Below are 19,825 nucleotides of genomic sequence, written 5' to 3' on the forward strand. Positions count from 1 at the left end.
GCGAAAAACCTGAAAGTGTCCGATGCACTTTCAGTTTTTTTTAATGTCTAGCTGCACCCAGCGACTTGCAAACTTTCAGCTTCTTCCTACGATAAGTCAACATCGGCTCGTTCCTCGCCGTGTTTCCTTTATCTCGTCAGAGGCTTAAAAAGTTTGTACGTCGCTATGCGGGTGCATTCGCTTTTCTTATTACTGAACTTCTACTTTGTATTCTTCGTGCTCATGTAGTCCATCATCATTTTCTACATGAATTTTTACATCGTAGGTGCCTTTTTCAGAAAAAGTAAATGTTGCCTCGTACTCTCCTGCTTTTGATTCGGTTGTATCAATAAAATCATGTTTTTCAGAGATAGCATCATTCCATATTTCAAAACGGACACGAGCCTTTTCTAAAGGGGTTTCTTCATTTTGTACGTGAACGACGAGTTTCGTCTCCTGATTAATCTCTACTTTATTCGGATTCATGAAGTGCATGCTGAAGTCTTCCGAGTGCTCGTGATCTCCATGCTCATGATGTGCTTCAGATGTGCCCTCGCCAACCTGGATGGAACTCTTTGGCATATTATGCTGTTGTTTTGCTGTTACATGAACTTGAACTTCAAAAACTCCGTCTTGCTCAAAGGATGTATTTGCTTCATATGTCCCATCCCCTTTATTAGTAGAGTCGAGCATTTCACTTTCGCTCTTCTTCCCTTCCTCCCAAATCTCAAACACAACTTCATCGGCATCTTCTACCTTTTCTTCGCCATACGTCACAGTTGCTTTTAAAACAACCGCTTCCTTCACATCTGCTGTTTCTGGTACTGAAAGCTCAACCTCTAAAGGTTTTGGCATGTCCTCATTTAAAGCATTATTTTTATTGCCCGAGCAACCTGCCATTATCAAAATTATAATTGTACCAAAAATTAGTAATAGTCCTTTTCTCAATGTCTATCTCCTCCATCTTAATCTTTACTACCATTATTCTTACTTTATTTCTACTTTATAACAATTTTTGCATGTAAATACCGTAAATTTATGGTGAATTATTGAAATCTGTAAAATATGGCAGAAAGTTCACAGAATATATAAGAAGATTATTAATTGACAGTGACCTATCGGATAAAAAGAAATTTATACAGAGTGAGATACTCCCATATACTTAAAAATGCCTCTGAAAACATTCTTCAGAGGCATTTTCTACTAATCTTACTAGCTTTCAAATCATCTTCTATTTAAACTGAATGGGCTGCATAGATTCATTAATGGCTCTCATTTCATATCCATTATCTTGAAAATATTTAAGTAAATTTTCAAGATGTGCCGCCGTTGTTGGCTTTTCATGCATCAATATTACTAATGGCTCCTTGCCTTCAAGATGATTGATTTGTTGGATGACTTCCTGAACATATTGGCCGTTTTTAAGTTTCCAGTCAACGGAATCTACATTCCAGTCCCAGATTATGAAATTTGCTTGATCAGAAGCTTGTTGAAACGGAGCTGTTATATAAGGTTTAGAGCCGTAAGGAGCTCGAACCAAATGTGTATTAACATTCGTAGTCTCCGCAATAAAATCGATTGCTGTATTCATTTCAGCAACAAAACTTTGAGGAGATTTGTAAACTTTAGACACATCATGAGTCACCCCATGTACGCCTACTGTATGCCCATCTTGGATCATCGCTTTCACGACATCAGGATTCTGCTTCATATTCGGCTCTAACATGAAATAAGAAGCTTTAGCATTATACTTTTCTAGCAATTGTAGTATTTCCTGTGACGCAGTCGGATGGGGTCCATCATCAAATGTCATATATACTACTTTCCCAATTTCAAGTTGTTCAGCTTTTCCATCTTCCTTATTGATAGCCTGATTATTTTTTTTAGACTCTGAATCAACTGCATCTTTTTTCTTTTGATCTTTTTTTGTAACATTTGGTTTCGTATCTATAACGTTTTCTTTATCAGCTTGTATAGGGTTTTTCTTTGTTTCAGAATGTGTTTGTTTCGAATCCTTTTCACTATGTAGATGTTCTATTTTCTGACCGTTTTCAACATTATTCTGCTTTTGATCGGATTCTTTCTCCATCTTTTTAGGTGGCTGGCTCGCTTCAACAGTAGCCGTCAATTTGTCGGAGTTTCTTTTAGCAACAACATTTTTTTCGGCCACTTGGTCCCATATGAGGTACGTTGTGACCATGGTGAATATGATTAAAAACCCAAGCACTGTCTTTCCTAACCGATTTAATTTCCTTTTAGTTCTCTTTGCTCTTTTTTCCAATTTCCTCAACCTCTCGACAAAATTCTATTATTATCTTAAACTTTTTTTAAAAGAACTTTGTTACATAAAGGTTACAAATGTGTCATTTCAATTTGTTATTTTTTTGAAACCCTTTAAGATCGTTTTAAAGATATTATGAGATTGTAGGGATTTATGGAGTAGGCATAGAATGATAATTCAATCAATGGAGGTTTCTTCCATCGCCTCACTTACAATTCTTGGTCTTACAGCTAGTTAATGTGGAATAATTCAGAAAAACAAATGATATGTCGAATATACAAATTAGGATAATTGATACACAAAACGAACCATATCGAGGGATCTAATCATGGAAAAAATCTTAATTATTGAAGACGAAGAAAATATTAGAGGTTTTATCGAAATTAACTTAAAGAGATCTGGTTACTCAGTTTTGCAAGCAGATAGTGGTGAAGATGGGTTACAACTATTATATCAACACGGTGATGTTGCAATCGTATTATTAGATATTATGCTTCCTGGAATAGACGGCTTTGAGGTCGGCAGGAAAATTAGAGAATATAATCAAGATGTCGGCATCATTATGTTAACAGCAAAAACAATGGAGAGCGATAAAGTACATGGTTTATTGAACGGAGCTGATGATTATATTCCTAAACCATTTAGTCCTAATGAATTAATTGCCAGGATTAAATCATTGCTTAGGAGAGTCCCCGTTCATGAAATGGAGGAAAAACCACTTCTCACATTAAATCGAAAACAACGCTGTTTATATAAAAAGGGCGAAGAGATTGAGTTATCGCCAACTGAATACGATATACTATCTATCTTGGATTTAGCAAAAGGAAAAGCGGTTAGTCGTAATGACATTTTAGATGAGGTGTGGGGATTGAACTTTGCGGGCGATTCGAAAATTGTAGATGTGAATATTAGGAGAATCAGGCAAAAAGCTGAGGAAGATGCATCACAACCTCAATACATACAAACTGTATGGGGGTATGGATATAAATGGGTAAAATCATGAATATGTACTTTAGTATTTTCTGACTAACAGTTGCAAACTATATCTCCTAATCTTATAAAACCCTCCTATCTTATTCAAAAGTTAGGAGGGTTTAAACTATTTATGCATATGCAGGTTTACGAGAAACAATTGCTTGAATTTCAGCTCCATCCAATGTTTCTTCTATTAATAATGCTTCTACTAATTGCTGGTGTTCATATTTATAACTTGTCAACATCTGTTCTGTCTTCGCAAGCGCCTTTTCGAATAACTCCTGCATTTTAACATCCTTTTCTTGCTTATCAAAAGTAAGCGTAAAGCCCTCTTCAAGCATTCCAGTTTCAACCATATCTTCCAATAGTTTTTTTGCTTGTTGGACATCTCCACTTACCCCAACACTATGCTCGCCAAGAATTAACCTCTCTGCTATTCCACCTGCAAGAATCATACAGACCTGATCCAGCAATTCACTAGTAGTTGATAAATGTAGTTCCTTTTGAACAGGTGCTACATAGCCTAATGCCTGACCACGAGGAATAATTGTAGCTTTACGAACTGTATCCGGTTTTGTCAGTGCCTGAATCAAGGCATGACCCGCTTCATGAATGGCCACTCTTTGCTTAGTTTCTGGATCGTTAAGTACCCGAGAAGCTGAGCCAAGAATCGTTCGATCAATGGCATAATCAAGGTCAGTAAGCCCAACCTCCTCACGCCCTTCTCTGATCGCCTTTCTGCTTGCTGATTCAAATAGCGAACTAATTTCAGCACCTGAAAAACCTGATGTACTCTCAGCCAAAGTATTAAATGAAGCAACAACTTCTTGAGAAAGTTTTTTTCCTTTCGCGTGAATATCAATAATTTCTTTTCTACCTTTTGTATCAGGTAAAGGAACGAGGAATGAAAAATCAATTCTCCCTGGGCGGAGAAATGCATCATCAAGCATATCTTTTCTATTTGTAGCTGCGATAAAAAGAATACCGTCATTTGCATGTCCACCATCAAGCTGAACAAGCAATTCTGTTAATGTTTTTTCTGCCTCTTCTCCCCCATGCTGTTTTCTTTTTCCAGCAAGAGCATCAACCTCATCAATAAATATAACAGCAGGAGTTTGTTTTCTAGCATTCTCAAATAATCCGCGGACTCTTGATGCGCCGACACCAACAAATAATTCTGTAAAGGCCGAACCACTTGCGGAAAAGAAACTAGCACCAATTTCATTTGCCATAGCCTGGGCAAGTAACGTTTTCCCTGTTCCAGGTGGACCATATAATAAAATGCCTTTAGGAGCTTTAATACCTAGTTTCATAGAACGTTGTGGGGCTTTAATAATCTCAAGTGTTTGCTCGATTTCTTCCTTCATTTCTTCTGATAATCCACCAATATCATTCATCGTAATCGATGGTAATGGAACTGGCTTTGCTGTACCATGTTTCATCTTTGCAGTCGAAAGCCCACCCTTTTTCTGAAGAATGAGGGCCGTTGCAAGTAAAAGAACGATGATCCCGCCAAAAATCCAATTACCTGCATGTGTACCATTTGAATATTTATAGTTAACATTATATTTTTGAACAAGTTCATCAATTAAAGGACTATTTGGCCGAAAATGGGAGACATATTTCGCTTTATCTGTCTCAATAGTAATCGTACCATCTGACATTTCTTTAAGTGTCACTAATTCACCATTTTGTGATTGAATGACTTTTTCAATGGAAGAAAACGGAATGACAGTATCTTTATTTGCGGATAGTAACGCCCAAAGAATAACCGTAACAACTAAAACTAACCCAATGACAACTGGAATAACCTTCGTTGCAATTTTGGAATTGGATTTCATTATTCCATCTCCTTCTATAATGAAAATCTAATCAATAGTATAGCATCATTAGAGGGATAGAGTCATTGGTGAATAATTGCCATTTACTTAGCACGCCAGTCTAAAAGCCCACTTTCTAAGCCACGAATGACAATTTCAGCCGTTCCCATATTAGTTGCTAACGGAACGCCATAGACATCACAAAGTCGCATAAGGGCAGAAACATCAGGCTCATGAGGTTGAGCTGTTAATGGATCACGTAAAAAGATGATAACATCCATTTTATTTTCAGCAATATATGCGCCAATTTGCTGATCTCCACCTAGTGGACCAGATTGAAATCGATTAATACTTAATCCAGTTGCTTCCATAATCTTTGCACCTGTAGTTCCTGTTGCATATAATTCATGCTTTTCTAATATAAACTTATACGCGGTTGCAAACTGAATCATATCGTCTTTTTTCTTATCATGTGCTATTAATGCTATTCTCATTGTCCGCCTCCTGAAGGGTTATTTATTGGTAATTCCTTATTCTCCTTGCTATCTTGAATCCACTCAAGCTGACGTAGTCTTACTTCAAAGATTTTTAGTGCATTCCGATATAGATCTGGATTTTTTTGGAATTTAGTTAATTTATCTTGATTTTCATCTATTCTTCCCTGAATTTCCTCTACTATTTCTTGTAGAGTGTTTAAAGGTTGTTTTATAAAGAGATGGATATCTCTTCCGATCGCTTTTTCAAACAACCCATATTGCTGAAGAAACTTGGATGAAACCGCCTCAGCTACTTCCTCATAATTTTCATTTTGTATAAAACTACGATAAGCATTGGCCAAAACAGACTGATTTTTAGAAAAGGTCCCTAACAATTTACCAGCACCCTTTAAAAAAACTTGAGAAGGAGTTCTTTTAAGCATAATATTTTCTTTCTCAATTTGAATTCCGCTCGTCATTCGGTCGGCATCCCTTTTCCAATCTTCAAGTATTTGAAAATCACACTCAAGTTTGATCCGATCTTGACCAAGAAGTTCATTAAAGCCAGAACTCCACTCAAATAATTGGGCTTGCATCTCCAAAAGTTTAGCTTGCGAATTCTCTATCCAATCAGCAAGAAGTTGAATAAAGATCGGAAGAATAGTAGTGTGCATATAAGAATTAATTCGCTTATTCATCTCATTATTTAAATCAAGATGGATATTTCGGAAGTCACTGTCTTCCTTAATGATTTTAGCAGACTCTTTGATAAGACTAGGTATCGCTTTTCTCAAATTAGAATTAATATTTTCCTTAATGCTTAAGAAAGCTTCTCTAATTTCTTGAGCTTTTTCTTCTTCTAAGTCCTGTAATTGATTGATAGAGCCTTGTAGCCTTGAAACTATATCTTCATCGTTCTCGATAGAAAGTGTCATCTCTTCCTTCAATTTTTCTAGCTGTTCCATTAAAAGTTGTATCGTCGCTTTAACATTTACAAGCACTGCCGAATAACTTTGATTCTCATTTTCCTCTCTTTCAATGAATAATTCATGATCCTCTGCCCACTTTTTAATATTGCTAAATAAACTTCGGGAAAAAGATAGAATTTCTGACATCCCATTACGTTCGACAATAGTATTTCCGATTAATTCTGTAGTATCTTGACTAATATTTCCTGGGAAAAGGTCGTTCCACGCTATCGCTGCCGAAATAGAAAAAATATTACCTAACTGTTTACTTATTTTTATCCAAGCTTCTATATATATAGGCATTAATGTTTCAATTTCAAAGTAGCTATATTGCCCGCTTACCAGTTCAAAGTAAGTTTTTTCAAAATAAGCGTCCAGCGTTTCCCATTTGTTCATTTGGGGCTCGCCTTCCTTATTTAAAAGCTCACTTACTAACTCTAACCATGTTAAAAATGAATCCTTATTTTTATAGCCGTTCCATAATCCTGTAACCAATTTTTCAAATTGCTCTTTATTGATAGTCAGTGTTGTTTTTAATAATGGAAGAAAGTAGGTTGGTTCATAAATAATATGACCTTTTTCCACATATCCATGTAAAACCTTTATCCAATCCTCATCTTCTGTTCGTATACCTTCATTTACCGCCAATTCAACAGCATTTGGCATATCTTTAATCTCTTCGAAAAAGGCACGGGCAAGCTTTGTTACATTTGGATAGGCTGGATTAAGGATGACTGCATTTTGAATCATTTGTTTCGCTTCATGTGTTTTATTCTGCATTATATACAAACCGAACAACTGAAGAGCTATTTCTATATTTAGGACAAGGGAGTCAGTTGTTATGGACTGATAAATTTCTTCCGCAGTGTCCAGTAAATCGAGTTCTAAATAGGCATCAGCGATATTCTTACGTGCGAATTGTTCATAATTCCCTTGAACATTCTCCCATTTATGAATTGCTGACTCATAATCCCTAACATGAAAATACACTTCTCCCTGAGCAAATCTAACTTCATCCAATTGATCAGGTTCATCCTTTTGTTTCCGATAGAATAACTCACCTAGGGATTTAATTGGATTTTGCTTTTCACTTTCATTTAAAAGCGTTTCATAAAAGGATTTTTCGATTAAGTTGTTCTCAAATTCCATCTGCTCAACAACCTCCTTATTCCACACTGTTATAGATCAGCTGGATAAACCAATCCAAACTGTTGTCTAGCTTCTTTCATAATTTGCGCAACAATTAACGAGTTTTCATGAGAATTAACAGCCGATTCTAACTGTCCCCTCTTAATTAATTGAATAAACTCCTCTGCTTCATAGTACATGGAAGGCCTATCACTTTTTTGACTAATGATCTCGCTCTTGCCATTCCGATAACGAATTTCAATATGTCCAGGGGTTGAAATTTCATCAATTATAATACTTCCCTCTTCCCCTTGAATTTCGGATGGTATGTACGAGTTAATTGTTTTTGCATGGGTGATGACTGCCTCAAATCCATCGTATTCCAAAATCAAACTTCCACTTCCATCTACTCCTGATTCTAACATAACAGCATTCCCATGAATTTTATTTGGTTCACCAAATAAAACAACCATTGGATAAATGCAATAAATGCCTAGATCCATTAATGAACCGTTAGAAAATTTAGGATTAAAAGCATTCAAGATATGCCCCTGTCGATAAGCGTCATACCGGGATGAATATTTACAAAAGTTTGCATAATACCTTCTTATCTTTCCGATTTTATGTATGTGATTTTGTATCTCTTTAAAATTAGGCATTAATGTTGTTTTTAAAGCTTCCATTAGCACTACATTATTTTTACGTGCAGTTTCAATCATTTTTTTCAATTCCTGAGGATTAGAAGCTATTGGCTTTTCACATAAAATATGTTTACCACCATTCATAAGTGTTAAAGCTTGATCACAATGAAATGAATTAGGGCTCGCTATATAAACGGCATCAATTAAGCTGCTGCTTGCCATTTTCTCCACATTTGTAAAAAAGGTGTCTACCCCATGCTTTATAGAAAATTCTTTTGCACGCTCTTCTGTCCGAGAATAGACGGCAGTTAATTGAAAATCTTTATGTTCTGATGCTGCTTCAATAAAAGAATCTGTAATCCAATTCGTTCCTATAACTCCAAATCGAATCATCGTTATACTCCTTTCAAAAACAAAATGACCTTATACATACTATATTGCATTTACGGCAGACTTGCATGATTCTTGACGAAAATTCTCGAAAAAACATCCATTTTTTTATTTTCCTATTGCAAGATTCGCAGCTTATGTGTACAATACACTGTATATTAAATTCTAAATATTTCTAATTACGATAAAAGTAATGAGGAAGACGGCTTGTAGAAAATACTAAAGAGAGTCGATGGTTGGTGAGAATCGATGTTTTTTCTGCAAATAGCCCAGCACTTCTGAACTGGCAAATTTTGCCCGGCATAAGCCGTTATCAACTCGAGGCTGGAACCTACATAATAAATTATTTATTCCAGTGAACGAGGGTGGCACCACGATATTACGTCCCTCATAACACGGCGCATGCGTCTGTTATGGGGGCGTTTTCATTTTTATTAATCATTATAGACGAAGTGGAAAGGATGAAAGCTAATGCTTCTAGGCCAAGAATACTTATACACTCCGGGACCAACACCAATTCCCGATCGTGTTAAACATGCAATGAATCAACCAATGATTGGACATCGCGGCAGTAAATTCCCTGTTTTATTAGAGGATGTTGCAAATCGTCTAAAACCGATATTTGGTTCTGAAAATCCTGTAACCATTTTATCAGCAAGTGGTACTGGAGCTTTGGAAACTGCAGCAGCTAATACTATTGGAGAAAATGATGATATTGTCGTAATTGTTTCAGGATCTTTCGGTGAAAGATTTGCTACTATTTGTGAAGCTTTTGGTGCAAATGTTCATCGTTTAGAGATCGAGTGGGGAAAATCATGTAAACCTGAACAACTAGAAGATTTCCTAAAATCTCTTAATAAAAAGATTACTGCTGTCATAGCCACCTATTGTGAAACATCGACGGCCGTTCTTCATCCTATAAAAGAACTTGGTGAAGTAACTAAGAGAGTAGCAGATGCGCTGTTTATCGTTGATGGAGTTAGTTGTATTGGTGCAGTTCCTGTCAACATGAAAGAATGGAATATCGACATTTTAGTTACTGGTTCTCAAAAGGCTATGATGCTTCCTCCAGGACTTGCCTTTGTTGCAGTCAATGATTATGCAAAAGAGCACATTAAAAAGCATTCATCTAACCGCTTCTATCTAGATTTAAATCGCTATTTTTCGTCCTATGATAAAGAGAAATCAACACCTTACACTCCTGCGATTTCGCTAATTTATGGCGCTCAGGAAGTATGCAAAATGATTGAAGAAGAAGGCTTCGAACAAGTGATTGAACGCCATCAATTATTAATGAATATGACCCGTGAAGGTGTAAAAGCCATTGGTTTAGATTTGTTAACATCTGATGAGGATGCCTCGCCAACAGTAACTGCTGTTGTTCCGAAAAATAGTACTTCTGGTGCTATTACTAAAATGCTTCGTGAACAATATTCGGTCACACTTGGTGGTGGACAACATAAATTAAAAGGTCAAATTTTCCGTATCGGTCATATGGGATATTGCACACCGTTTGAAGTTTTAAAAGTGTTAAATGCCCTGGAAATGACAATTTACAAACTAGAAGGTCAAGATGTTTTAGGACTTGCCACTAAAAAAGCACAGGAGGTATGGATCAACCATGTATAAAGTTCTTGTATCTGATGCGATAAGTGATACTGGTTTAAGTGCATTATTTGAACATCCAAATTTTACAATTGATAAACAACCAGGACTACCACCTGAAGAGTTAATAAATATAATTGGTGAATATGATGCTTTAATCGTACGAAGCCAAACGCAAGTAACAGCAGACATTTTAGAACATGCTAATCGACTACGTGTAATAGCTCGCGCAGGTGTTGGGGTAGATAATATCGATGTGAATGCAGCTACCAAAAAAGGGATTATTGTTATAAATGCTCCAGGCGCTAACACGATTTCCGCTGCTGAGCTTACAATGGCAATGATGTTATCCCTTGCTCGTACAATTCCGCATGCCCATATTTCTACATCTCAAGGAAAATGGGAGCGAAATTCTTTCAAGGGTGTTGAATTATACGAAAAAACACTTGGAATTGTTGGTATGGGAAAAATCGGTTCCGAAGTGGCGAAGCGTGCAAAAAGTTTCGGTATGAATATTTTAGGCTATGACCCTTATTTAACAGAAGACCGTGCTGAACAAATGGGGATTACGAAAGCAACTTTAGATGAAATTGCTCAAGAAGCAGATTTCATTACAGTCCATACACCTCTCATTAAGGAAACACGCGGATTAATTAATGATGATTATTTAGCTAAAACAAAACACGGTGTTCGAATTGTCAACTGTGCACGTGGAGGAATCATTGACGAAGCCGCTCTTGTACGAGCTTTAAATTCTGGTCAAGTTGCTGGTGCAGCCTTAGATGTGTTTGAAACAGAACCTTCTACTAATATGGAGCTGCTCAACCATCCGAACGTGATTGTTACTCCACATCTTGGCGCTTCAACAGTTGAAGCTCAAGAAAAAGTGGCTCATGAAGTCAGCGAAGAAATTATTGAAATCTTTGAAACTCAATCGATTCGCCATGCTGTTAACATGCCGCAAATATCTGGAGAGACTCACAAAAAACTACAGCCATATATAACATTATCAGAACAAATTGGAATGCTCGCCATTCAATTGTTAAAAGAAGCTCCTGAAAAGATTGAGATCCAATATTTTGGGGAATTAGCTAATGGAAGTACTGATTTGTTAACTCGCAATATGATTAAAGGCATTTTGACCCAGCATTTAGGTGACTCTGTTAATCTAATTAATGCCCACCACTTGATGAAGGACCAAGGCGTAACATCAAACGTCTTCAAAAATCCGAAGAGCAAAGGCTTCGCTTCTTATGTGGAACTCTCATTATTAAAGGGCAAAATAACTTCTAATATAGGTGCAACAATATTAAATGGCTATGGAGCTAGAATTGTTAAAATGAATGACTACCGGGTAGATGTTCGTCCCGAAAACAACCTTCTCTATATTAGGCATACAGATATTCCGGGCATGATTGGTCGTGTAGGCTCCATCTTAGGCGACTTCGATATAAACATCGGTACTATGCAAGTTGGACGGGCTGATGTAGGAGGCGAGGCCATCATGGTTTTGACCCTCGATAAAAATGTAGATGATGATGTAATACGTGTGTTGACTTCATTAAAGGGATTGAAAGAAGCCCAATTTCTCGAACTGCCGATTATGGAATAATTGTATCTTCGTAAAGCTTTATGTGGTTTACATCTTGTTATTTATAAAACCTGTTTTCAGGTATTTTAAAAAACATGTGGTGAAAATGAATCATTTTCACCACATGTTTTTTTAGATTGAACTATTTTTTAGAGACGTTCATTTGACCATAGATAGAACTAGATCCTTTATTTCAAGAACATTGTCCAAAATATAATCAGCTTGATGTTCTTCAAACTCTGTTCTTGCATCTTTACCAGATAATCCTGTTAAAACAGCTGCGAATGTGCAACCCATTTTTCTAGCTGCTAATAGGTCCGCTAACGAATCGCCCACAATCAAAGTTTCTTTTCCGTTTTCAATCGGCAGTTTTTCCTCTATACAATCCTTAGCGGATTTAGATTTACTTGATAAGGCCATCACGTATGTAAATGGATGTGGTTTTGATAACGCTGGTGAATCAGGATATGCTCGTTCAGCTGAAAGCACATCATCAGCCGTGACAATATTTCGAACATCGAAATGCCTTAACCAATCTAAATGTTGAAAGGGTTCAATTGTCTCTAATTCCGGACGACCCGTTCCAATCCCGATCACGACTCCAGAATCCTTCAAGGCTTGGAATAATTCAGAAATTTCCTCTGGTAAAGCCAACACTTTCTCATCCGTTAAAAAGCCCTGTTTCCCTGTTTGTACTGAAGGTCTTCCCGTCGACTTAAGAACATGGTGATCCCCCACATACCACTCTTGAGAAATATGCTCACAAGTTGACCAAAGGCTTCCCTTATGCCCAAAACTCGTTTTCGTAACTCCTAGCTTTTTTTGAGCTAACAGATCCAAATGGGCGAACAAGCCTGCCTTGGAGGATTCTGCTTCAGCAAAATCGATACGAAAACTATTGAAATCTAAAGAAAGGTCTTTTTCGATAAAGACTTCAGACATTTCTAACAAAACATCACGATCAATTTCATTCGTTACCCAATTTTCTATTTTATCTTGAGCTTTATCTTTAATCTGTTCTAACAGACGAATAATTTGATAACTAGCTGTTAAATAAATCATATCCCAGTTCGCATTCAATCCGCGAGATTTCAAGAACTTTAAGACAAGATCATTTTCAAAAACACGGGAGCGAATTCCAGCAATCTCATCATCACTGAAATTTGTTTTATATTCTTCAGGTTGGAGACCTAAATAATTGTTGCTGCTTAACAATTCCCAAACAGTTAATGCTGATGCATCAAAATAGCGTTCCTCACTCAAAAGGACTCCATCAACATCAAATAAAACAGTTTTTATCATGTGTATATTCTCCTTTTTCCTAGTTGCTTCTTCCTATTAGTCTACCATATACCGCACTGAATTTCCTTATTAATCAGAGAATTTCTCCAAAATCCAAATTCAAAAAAAGCCAGCACCCGTATTAGTTTAATACAGGTAACTGGCTTACAACTTCTATTATTTTGAAACAGGTGGTACCTCTTTATTTAGCAACTCATAAAACTTCTGGACTGCAAAATAAGTAGCCCCAAGATCCCCCAACCCTTCATAAGCTGAAACAAGATCCACGCTACAACGAAGCGGCTCAACTTGAATAATCGTTATTACAATCTGGTTGCGTCTCATACCTCTTTTTTCGATCAACATTTCTCCACGCTCATAATCGAAATGGTTAATCTTCCAGCCGGGAAGTTTATTATTAACGACAGATGTAATCGTTTCCGCTAGATTGCGCTTTCCAATCTTGTAATAGCGTGTCTTTAACTTCGGGTCCTTTGCTCGATCGCTCGTCTCTGTGCTATTTCTCCATAACCCTGTTACAATACGCATGAAAGACATGAGTTCTCCCCCTCTCTTTATATTGATAGAATATGTAGATATAAACTTATTATATGACTTTTTCATAGGTTCTGTCCATGTTACTGTAAAAGATTCAATTTATTATCTTTTTTTAAAAAATCACAGCTAAATAATTACGTTTTTCTCTTATGATTGCTATAATGCAATTGAAAGGTAGGTGCCGTTGAACTTTTCTTATTTATTACTTTGAAAGTTATTTTCAGAATTGAAGGGAGAAAGGGAAATGTCAAAATTTAGAGTTGGAATTATTGGCTGCGGAAGAATTTTTCCAATGCATGCAGTACCTGTAAAAAATCGTGAAGATGTTGAATTGGTAGCTGTATGTGATATAAAAGAAGATCGCGCAAAGTCTGCAGGCGAAAAATACAATTGTTCTTACTACACTGATTATATGGAGATGTTTGACAAGGAAGATTTGGATGTCATCCATATCTGTCTTCCCCATTACCTCCATGCACCTGTTTCGATTGAGGCAGCTAAGAGAGAAATTCATATTTTAACAGAAAAGCCAATGTCGATTACATATGAAGATGCTGTTGAAATGGTTGAAACAGCGAAAGCAAATAATGTAACGCTTGGGGTTATCTTTCAAAACCGATATAACGCTAGTACACAAATGATTAAAAAACTGCTTGAAAATGGCGAACTTGGTGCGATCAAAGCTGGTAAACTTTCCGTTACATGGGATCGTTCAGATGAATACTATAAGAATAGTGACTGGAAGGGTACTTGGGATAAGGAAGGTGGCGGTGTCATTATTGACCAAGCCATTCACACTATGGATATTATGAGATATCTTATTAACGATGAAATTGATTACATTGATGCTACTATTAGCAACCGCGCCCATTCCTTTATCGATGTAGAAGATGCTGCTGAAGGGGTGATTAAATATAAAAATGGTGTTGTAACCGCATTCCACTGTATTAATTATTATACGTATGATGCGCCAGTCGAGATTGAACTCCATTGTGAAAACGGTATCGCTAAAATTGTTGGAGACCGTGGTACAATTAAGCTAAATAATGGCATTGAGTATGTTGCTGATAATAATCCTCAGGAAGTTATTCAATATGATACTGGTGCTAAAAGTTATTGGGGTGTCAACCACATTAAGCAAGTTGATAACTTCTACGACTCACTAAAAGAAGGTAAACAACCAGATATAACAGGTGAGGAAGCACTAAAAACTCAGAAGATGATCGTTGCAATTTACGATTCTGGTAAGAAAAAGGAACGAATCGTCTTTTAAATAAATGATTTGTTTTAAAAGAGCTCCCCAAATGTCATATTCCGTGACTTCCTTGGGTGAGTTCTTTTTTATTTGGTAGCGTGGGCTAAAAAGAACGTTTATCTCTGACACCATCTATCAGAGACATATTTCACCGTTTCTGTTGTTTTTTGTCTCTGATGCTCTACTTCAGAGACATTTTTTTTGATTTATTTCATTTTTTGTCTCTGACACCATCTATCAGAGACATTTTTCGCCGTTTCCGTTGTTTTTTGTCTCCGATGCTCTCCTTCAGAGACATTTTTTTTGATTCAAACAATTCTTTGTCTCTGACAACTCTCATCAGAAAAAACTTTTATAAACGTGAATGCTTATCACGTGACTCGATTTTACTTATCCTATTTGAATAAAACGTATGATAGCAGCCTTAGATTTTTACCGCGTTATTAAAACTAGAAATTCTTCTTCACTATACTTTGATGCGGAGCTTTAAACACGCAAAAAAACATGCAGTCAACTATGTGACTGCATGTTTTATATTAATCAAAATAAATTTCTGTACCTTTTGCAGCTGATTCATAGATACCGCAAAGGATTTTTGTCATTTCTACTCCATGTTCTACTGGGCTTAGTGTTTCTTTTTCACCAAGACAAGTATCCACAAAATGATCAATCTCAGCTTGGAATGCTTGAACGAAGTCAAAAGATAGATTATCAACTTGTGGAAGCATGTTTACAATTGTGTCATACTTCTCGGAAATAACCGCTAGGCTTGGTTCGATTTCAGCTCCACCTTTTGTTCCATAAAGTTTTACAGTGATATCGTCTTTTTGTGCATGAAGTGTGAAGCTTACATCTACAGCTAAAGAGGCACCATTTTCAAAACGGATTAAGGCATTTGCCATATCTTCGACTGTATTTTTCTCTGGGTCAAAGTCAGCAGCTTTATAGAATGATAGGTTTTTAATATTTTTTCTGTTTCCTAGTTTATTGTATGTGTTACCGGAAATAGATTTGACTTTTGGACATCCCATTAGATACCAAAGAACATCAATAACATGGACACCAAGATCGATTAATGGTCCTCCACCAGATCTTTCAATATCAGAGAACCAGCCACCAGGATTACCTAGACGACGGAAGCATGTTGCTTTTGCGTAATAGATTTCTCCAAGGTCATCGTTATCAATAAACTGTTTTAGAACTTGTGTGTTAGCAGAATATCTTCTAACAAATCCAACTTGAAGTTTTTTACCAGTTTCTTTTACTGCAGCTTCAAGAGCAAGTGCCTTGTCGATGTCTGTCGTCATAGGCTTTTCAACAAGTACGTTTTTACCTGCTTGTAACGCAGCAATTGCAATTTCAGCATGCGTATTATTCCAAGTACAGATGCTTACTGCTTCGACTTCCGGATCAGCTAATAATTCATTGTAATCTACATAAACTTTTTTAGCACCGTATTTTTCAGCTTTTGCTTTTGCTCTTTCTTCATTCAAGTCACAAATGGCAACTAGTTCTACTTTGCTATTATTTACGTATGCACCTAGATGCGCTTCAGAAATCGAACCAGCACCAATTACCCCAATTTTAACTTTACTCATCATTTCATCCCCCTAAGCTTCTTCGAAAAATCTGCGGACATTGCTCAAACCAATTTTAGACCCTTGGCGGCAATCTTCCAATCCTTCAAATTCAATAGAAATATAGCCATCAAAACCAGAATTCTTAACTACTTTTACGACTTCTCTCATATCAATATCGCCGTGGCCTACTATAGCACCGCGCAAATAATTTCCAGATGTGGTCTGGAACCAGCCATCACCAGGGTTTTGATAAGATGGACGTAAGTAAAAATCTTTAAAATGAACAACAGAAGCATATTTAATATTTTTCTTAACAGCTGCAACGGAATCCTCATCTACACACATAAAGTTTCCAATATCAACCGTTGTTTTAAAGTTTTCGCGATTTACTTCGTTAACTAGACGTTGGACACGATCACTTGCTTGCACATAGAAACCATGGTTTTCGATACTTGTTGTAATTCCATATTGTTTAGCATGATCAGCAATTTGTTGACATGCTTCTACCAAAAGTGGAAGATCCTTTTCAAATTGCTCAATTGTAGCATCTTCGCCCGCGCGCCAAGCAACATCGTGACGCATAAATTTAACACCTAAAGCATTAGCAATGTCCACATGTTTCTTAACTCGGTCAACTTCTTCCTCAAAAGCTTCGCGACTATCTGTGATAAAGTTAGCACCTATTAAGTAGTTGGACACATCAATACCAACACTTGCAGCTTTTTCCTTAATTTGTTCAATAAGTTCAGGGTTATTTTCTAGATTCAACGAACCCATCGGAACAATCTCTATATGTTCTCCGCCATTGTCTGCCACCCATTGGATCGCATCCAAAATTGACATTTCCCCAGAATTAATTGCACGAAATAAACTATAAGAACTTAACCCGATTTTCATACCTTCACCCCTTCTGGATAGTAAGTCTAATGATAAAATTATCTTTCAATAAAAACAGCTTGACCCTGTTCATTAGATTCATGGGCTGCTTTAACTACTTCCAACGTGCGTAAACCATCTGTTCCAGTAATGGATGGAGTACGACCTGCCTTGACACAGGCAATAAAATCATTCACTAATCCATCATCCATATCCTCGGCAAATGGAAGCTGAGTGATCTCTTTTGCCTCATCATTATAATAGAGGGCATATTGCTTAAATGCATCAACTTCAAGACTTCCTTTAGTACCAACAAATTTAATAATCGCATCTCCCCATGTTGGGAATGTTTGCGGTCTTGACCAACTATGATCAATAGATGCAATAATTCCTGACTCTAATTCGAGAGTTGCAATTCCACAATCCTCAACATCAACATCGTAGAATCTCGTATCCATTTCTGCATATATACTTTTCACTTCGTCTTTGATTACCCAACGAATGATATCCATAATATGAACGATGTGATCCGTTGCCGCACCACCTCCAGACAGTTCCTTTTCGATAAACCATCCACCAGGCATTTTGCCATGATTCGTACCTGTAATCGCAACGACATCCCCAATTGCGCCATTTTCAATAAGTTCTTTTGCCTGTTTAAATCCTGGTGCAAAACGAACAGGATAAGCAATCTCAAGGAGTACGCCCTCTTCTTCACATGCAGCAATCATTGCCTGTGCATCTTCAACTTTAGTTGCAATTGGTTTTTCACAAAGTACATGTTTTTTCGCTCTTGCTGCTTTAATAACATGCTCTCTATGATTAGCATTTTCGGAGCAGACTACAACTGCATCAATATCTGTTGCTAAAAATGCATCTAAGTCCGAAATGTATTGACAGTTAAATTTTTCAGCCATTTCTTGGCCCCGGTTCTCGTCTGCATCCCAAATGGAGGCAAGCTCGGCCTCAGGATGCTTTATGATATAATTGGCGTAAGCAACCGCATGCATATGAGCAAAACTAATGATGCCAACTTTCATTTTATTTTCCTCCTTCCGAAAGAGTAACAGGTTGTCCCGTTTGAGCAGATTTAACAGCTGCTTCTGCAACTTGAATAGCCATCAAAGCATCCTCCGCTGTAACAACTGGGTCTTCATTTCCTTGAATACATTGGACAAAATGTTCAAATTGACGCTCATATGGATCCTTGTGCATCATGCTCTTTGGAATAGGAGCACTTTCAGTATTAGGTGAACGAAGCTTTACAGTTAACGGAAAACTTTGATCATAGTCATATGTAATCATCCCTTTATCACCAGTAAGTTCAAAGGATGCTTGGAATTTTGGTTCTGCCCAAGACAATTCAACATATGCAATGGTTCCATCATTCATTTTCAATGTTGCAAAACCATATTCCATATTCCCAGCTTCTTCGCTGCTATGTTTTACCTTTTTAGCCATAACTCTTTTTACTCCGCCAAATGTCCAGCATAACCAATCGAATTCGTGTGTCCCAAGATCAAGGAACAAACCACCGCTTCTTGATTCATCCGCATACCATGTTCTTTCACTTGGATATGGAACACCTCTAATGAGTCTGATAACACCTGGGTTTCCAATCAAGCCATTTTTAACTTGTTCTCTTGCATTCGCATATTCTGGAAAAAAGCGAAGAGTATGACCAACGAGAAGTTGCACATTATTTTCCTTACATACATTGATCATCTCAATGGCTTCAGCACTTGTTAATGCTAACGGTTTTTCACAAATTACATGTTTTTTCGCATTAGCAGCCTTTTTTACTAATTCAACGTGTGTATCAGTAGGTGTACAAACATCAATTACTTGAACGTCTGTTGCTGTCAATAGCTCTTCAAGGCTAGTAAACGGTTGAACACCGTATTTTTCAGCTACCTTATTTAGTTTTTCACTATTTCTAGCAACTAGTCCAACAACAGTTACACCTTCAATTTTCTGCCATTTGTCCAAGTGCCTTTGTCCCAGTTTACCTGAACCGACTACTGCAATTTTCATCAACAATACCACCTCACAAATTGATCATCTAGATCAGTTAATGAAAAGACATGGGTTATCTTGCAATCTATTAGAACAACCAGCTCTTCTAGCCAATGTTACTACTCTCGCTTCATAATATTCAGATAAGATTTAATCGTACTTGGCTAGATGAAAAATTGACTTTAATGGTAATTAGTTGAAAATGCACACCTTCTAGTATGCGTTTCCATAAATATTTAGTTTTTTTCAGCCCCAGTGTCTTTACTAAGTTAAGAATATCATAAACTTCTAACTGTATCCAATATTTTATAGATAAACTCGATTTAAAGAAAAACATGTCATTTTAACTAAAAAAACTAACCTTAGTAGAGAGTGACAAACGTCTTTTTTAAAAGAAGGGGAAGA

Annotated in this window: 16 protein-coding genes; 4 read left to right on the plus strand and 12 right to left on the minus strand. The window is 36.8% G+C overall.

Features of this window, described 5'->3' with window-relative positions:
* Positions 1-189: 189 nt before the first annotated feature.
* Together BN1243_RS08080 and BN1243_RS08085 are read right to left on the minus strand one after the other, a co-directional pair.
* The gene (locus tag BN1243_RS08080) at positions 190-927 is read right to left on the minus strand and encodes a FixH family protein (RefSeq protein ID WP_062105793.1); all 738 of its coding nucleotides are present in this window, start codon (positions 925-927) and stop codon (positions 190-192) included.
* Positions 928-1,210: 283 nt separating this feature from the next.
* Positions 1,211-2,260, minus strand: a complete 1,050-nt coding sequence (locus tag BN1243_RS08085) for a polysaccharide deacetylase family protein (RefSeq protein WP_062105796.1) — start codon at positions 2,258-2,260, stop codon at positions 1,211-1,213.
* A gap of 328 nt (positions 2,261-2,588) precedes the next feature.
* Between BN1243_RS08085 and BN1243_RS08090 the strand changes: the two genes are divergently transcribed.
* Positions 2,589-3,263: a response regulator transcription factor gene (locus BN1243_RS08090; RefSeq protein WP_062105798.1), complete on the plus strand. Its 675-nt coding sequence runs from the start codon at positions 2,589-2,591 to the stop codon at positions 3,261-3,263.
* A 100-nt stretch (positions 3,264-3,363) separates the two neighbouring features.
* Here BN1243_RS08090 and BN1243_RS08095 read toward each other — a convergent pair whose 3' ends face one another.
* From BN1243_RS08095 to BN1243_RS08110, 4 genes are all read right to left on the minus strand, one after another.
* The gene (locus tag BN1243_RS08095) at positions 3,364-5,076 is read right to left on the minus strand and encodes an AAA family ATPase (RefSeq protein ID WP_062105803.1); all 1,713 of its coding nucleotides are present in this window, start codon (positions 5,074-5,076) and stop codon (positions 3,364-3,366) included.
* A gap of 83 nt (positions 5,077-5,159) precedes the next feature.
* Positions 5,160-5,549 carry a methylglyoxal synthase gene (mgsA, locus tag BN1243_RS08100; RefSeq protein ID WP_062105805.1) on the minus strand — a complete coding sequence of 130 codons (390 nt, stop codon included), beginning with the start codon at positions 5,547-5,549 and terminating at the stop codon, positions 5,160-5,162.
* Entirely contained in the window at positions 5,546-7,648 is a 2,103-nt protein-coding gene (locus tag BN1243_RS08105) for a tetratricopeptide repeat protein (protein ID WP_062105808.1), read from the minus strand. The genes mgsA and BN1243_RS08105 overlap by 4 nt, the downstream gene beginning before the upstream one ends.
* A gap of 29 nt (positions 7,649-7,677) precedes the next feature.
* Positions 7,678-8,661 carry a Gfo/Idh/MocA family protein gene (locus BN1243_RS08110; RefSeq protein WP_062105810.1) on the minus strand — a complete coding sequence of 328 codons (984 nt, stop codon included), beginning with the start codon at positions 8,659-8,661 and terminating at the stop codon, positions 7,678-7,680.
* Positions 8,662-9,129: 468 nt separating this feature from the next.
* On the opposite strand from BN1243_RS08110, the gene BN1243_RS08115 reads away from it, so the two are divergent.
* On the plus strand, positions 9,130-10,287 hold the full coding sequence (locus tag BN1243_RS08115; protein WP_062105811.1) for a pyridoxal-phosphate-dependent aminotransferase family protein: 1,158 nt from the start codon (positions 9,130-9,132) through the stop codon (positions 10,285-10,287).
* Entirely contained in the window at positions 10,280-11,875 is a 1,596-nt protein-coding gene (gene serA / locus BN1243_RS08120) for a phosphoglycerate dehydrogenase (RefSeq protein ID WP_062105812.1), read from the plus strand. The genes BN1243_RS08115 and serA overlap by 8 nt, the downstream gene beginning before the upstream one ends.
* 138 nt (positions 11,876-12,013) lie before the next feature.
* Here the strand turns inward: serA and BN1243_RS08125 are convergent, their stop codons facing one another.
* Positions 12,014-13,156, minus strand: coding sequence for an HAD family hydrolase (locus BN1243_RS08125; RefSeq protein ID WP_062105814.1), 1,143 nt, complete (start codon positions 13,154-13,156; stop codon positions 12,014-12,016).
* Positions 13,157-13,312: 156 nt separating this feature from the next.
* The gene (locus tag BN1243_RS08130) at positions 13,313-13,693 is read right to left on the minus strand and encodes a hypothetical protein (RefSeq protein ID WP_062105817.1); all 381 of its coding nucleotides are present in this window, start codon (positions 13,691-13,693) and stop codon (positions 13,313-13,315) included.
* 244 nt (positions 13,694-13,937) lie between these two features.
* Between BN1243_RS08130 and BN1243_RS08135 the strand changes: the two genes are divergently transcribed.
* Entirely contained in the window at positions 13,938-14,966 is a 1,029-nt protein-coding gene (locus tag BN1243_RS08135; RefSeq protein ID WP_062105820.1) for a Gfo/Idh/MocA family protein, read from the plus strand.
* Between the two features lie 518 nt (positions 14,967-15,484).
* Here the strand turns inward: BN1243_RS08135 and BN1243_RS08140 are convergent.
* From BN1243_RS08140 to BN1243_RS08155, 4 genes are read right to left on the minus strand one after another with little or no spacing between them, the layout of a single operon-like run.
* Positions 15,485-16,546 (minus strand): Gfo/Idh/MocA family protein, encoded by a 1,062-nt coding sequence (locus BN1243_RS08140; protein ID WP_062105823.1) that lies wholly within the window; start codon positions 16,544-16,546, stop codon positions 15,485-15,487.
* A 12-nt stretch (positions 16,547-16,558) separates the two neighbouring features.
* Positions 16,559-17,425 carry a sugar phosphate isomerase/epimerase family protein gene (locus tag BN1243_RS08145; protein WP_062105825.1) on the minus strand — a complete coding sequence of 289 codons (867 nt, stop codon included), beginning with the start codon at positions 17,423-17,425 and terminating at the stop codon, positions 16,559-16,561.
* A 38-nt stretch (positions 17,426-17,463) separates the two neighbouring features.
* Complete coding sequence (locus tag BN1243_RS08150) at positions 17,464-18,444, minus strand: Gfo/Idh/MocA family protein (protein ID WP_062105829.1); 981 nt, start codon at positions 18,442-18,444, stop codon at positions 17,464-17,466.
* A 1-nt stretch (position 18,445) separates the two neighbouring features.
* The gene (locus BN1243_RS08155; RefSeq protein WP_062105831.1) at positions 18,446-19,438 is read right to left on the minus strand and encodes a Gfo/Idh/MocA family protein; all 993 of its coding nucleotides are present in this window, start codon (positions 19,436-19,438) and stop codon (positions 18,446-18,448) included.
* Positions 19,439-19,825 lie beyond the last annotated feature (387 nt).

The organism is Bacillus niameyensis (assembly GCF_001375535.1).
Lineage (GTDB): Bacteria > Bacillota > Bacilli > Bacillales > Bacillaceae_C > Lederbergia > Lederbergia niameyensis.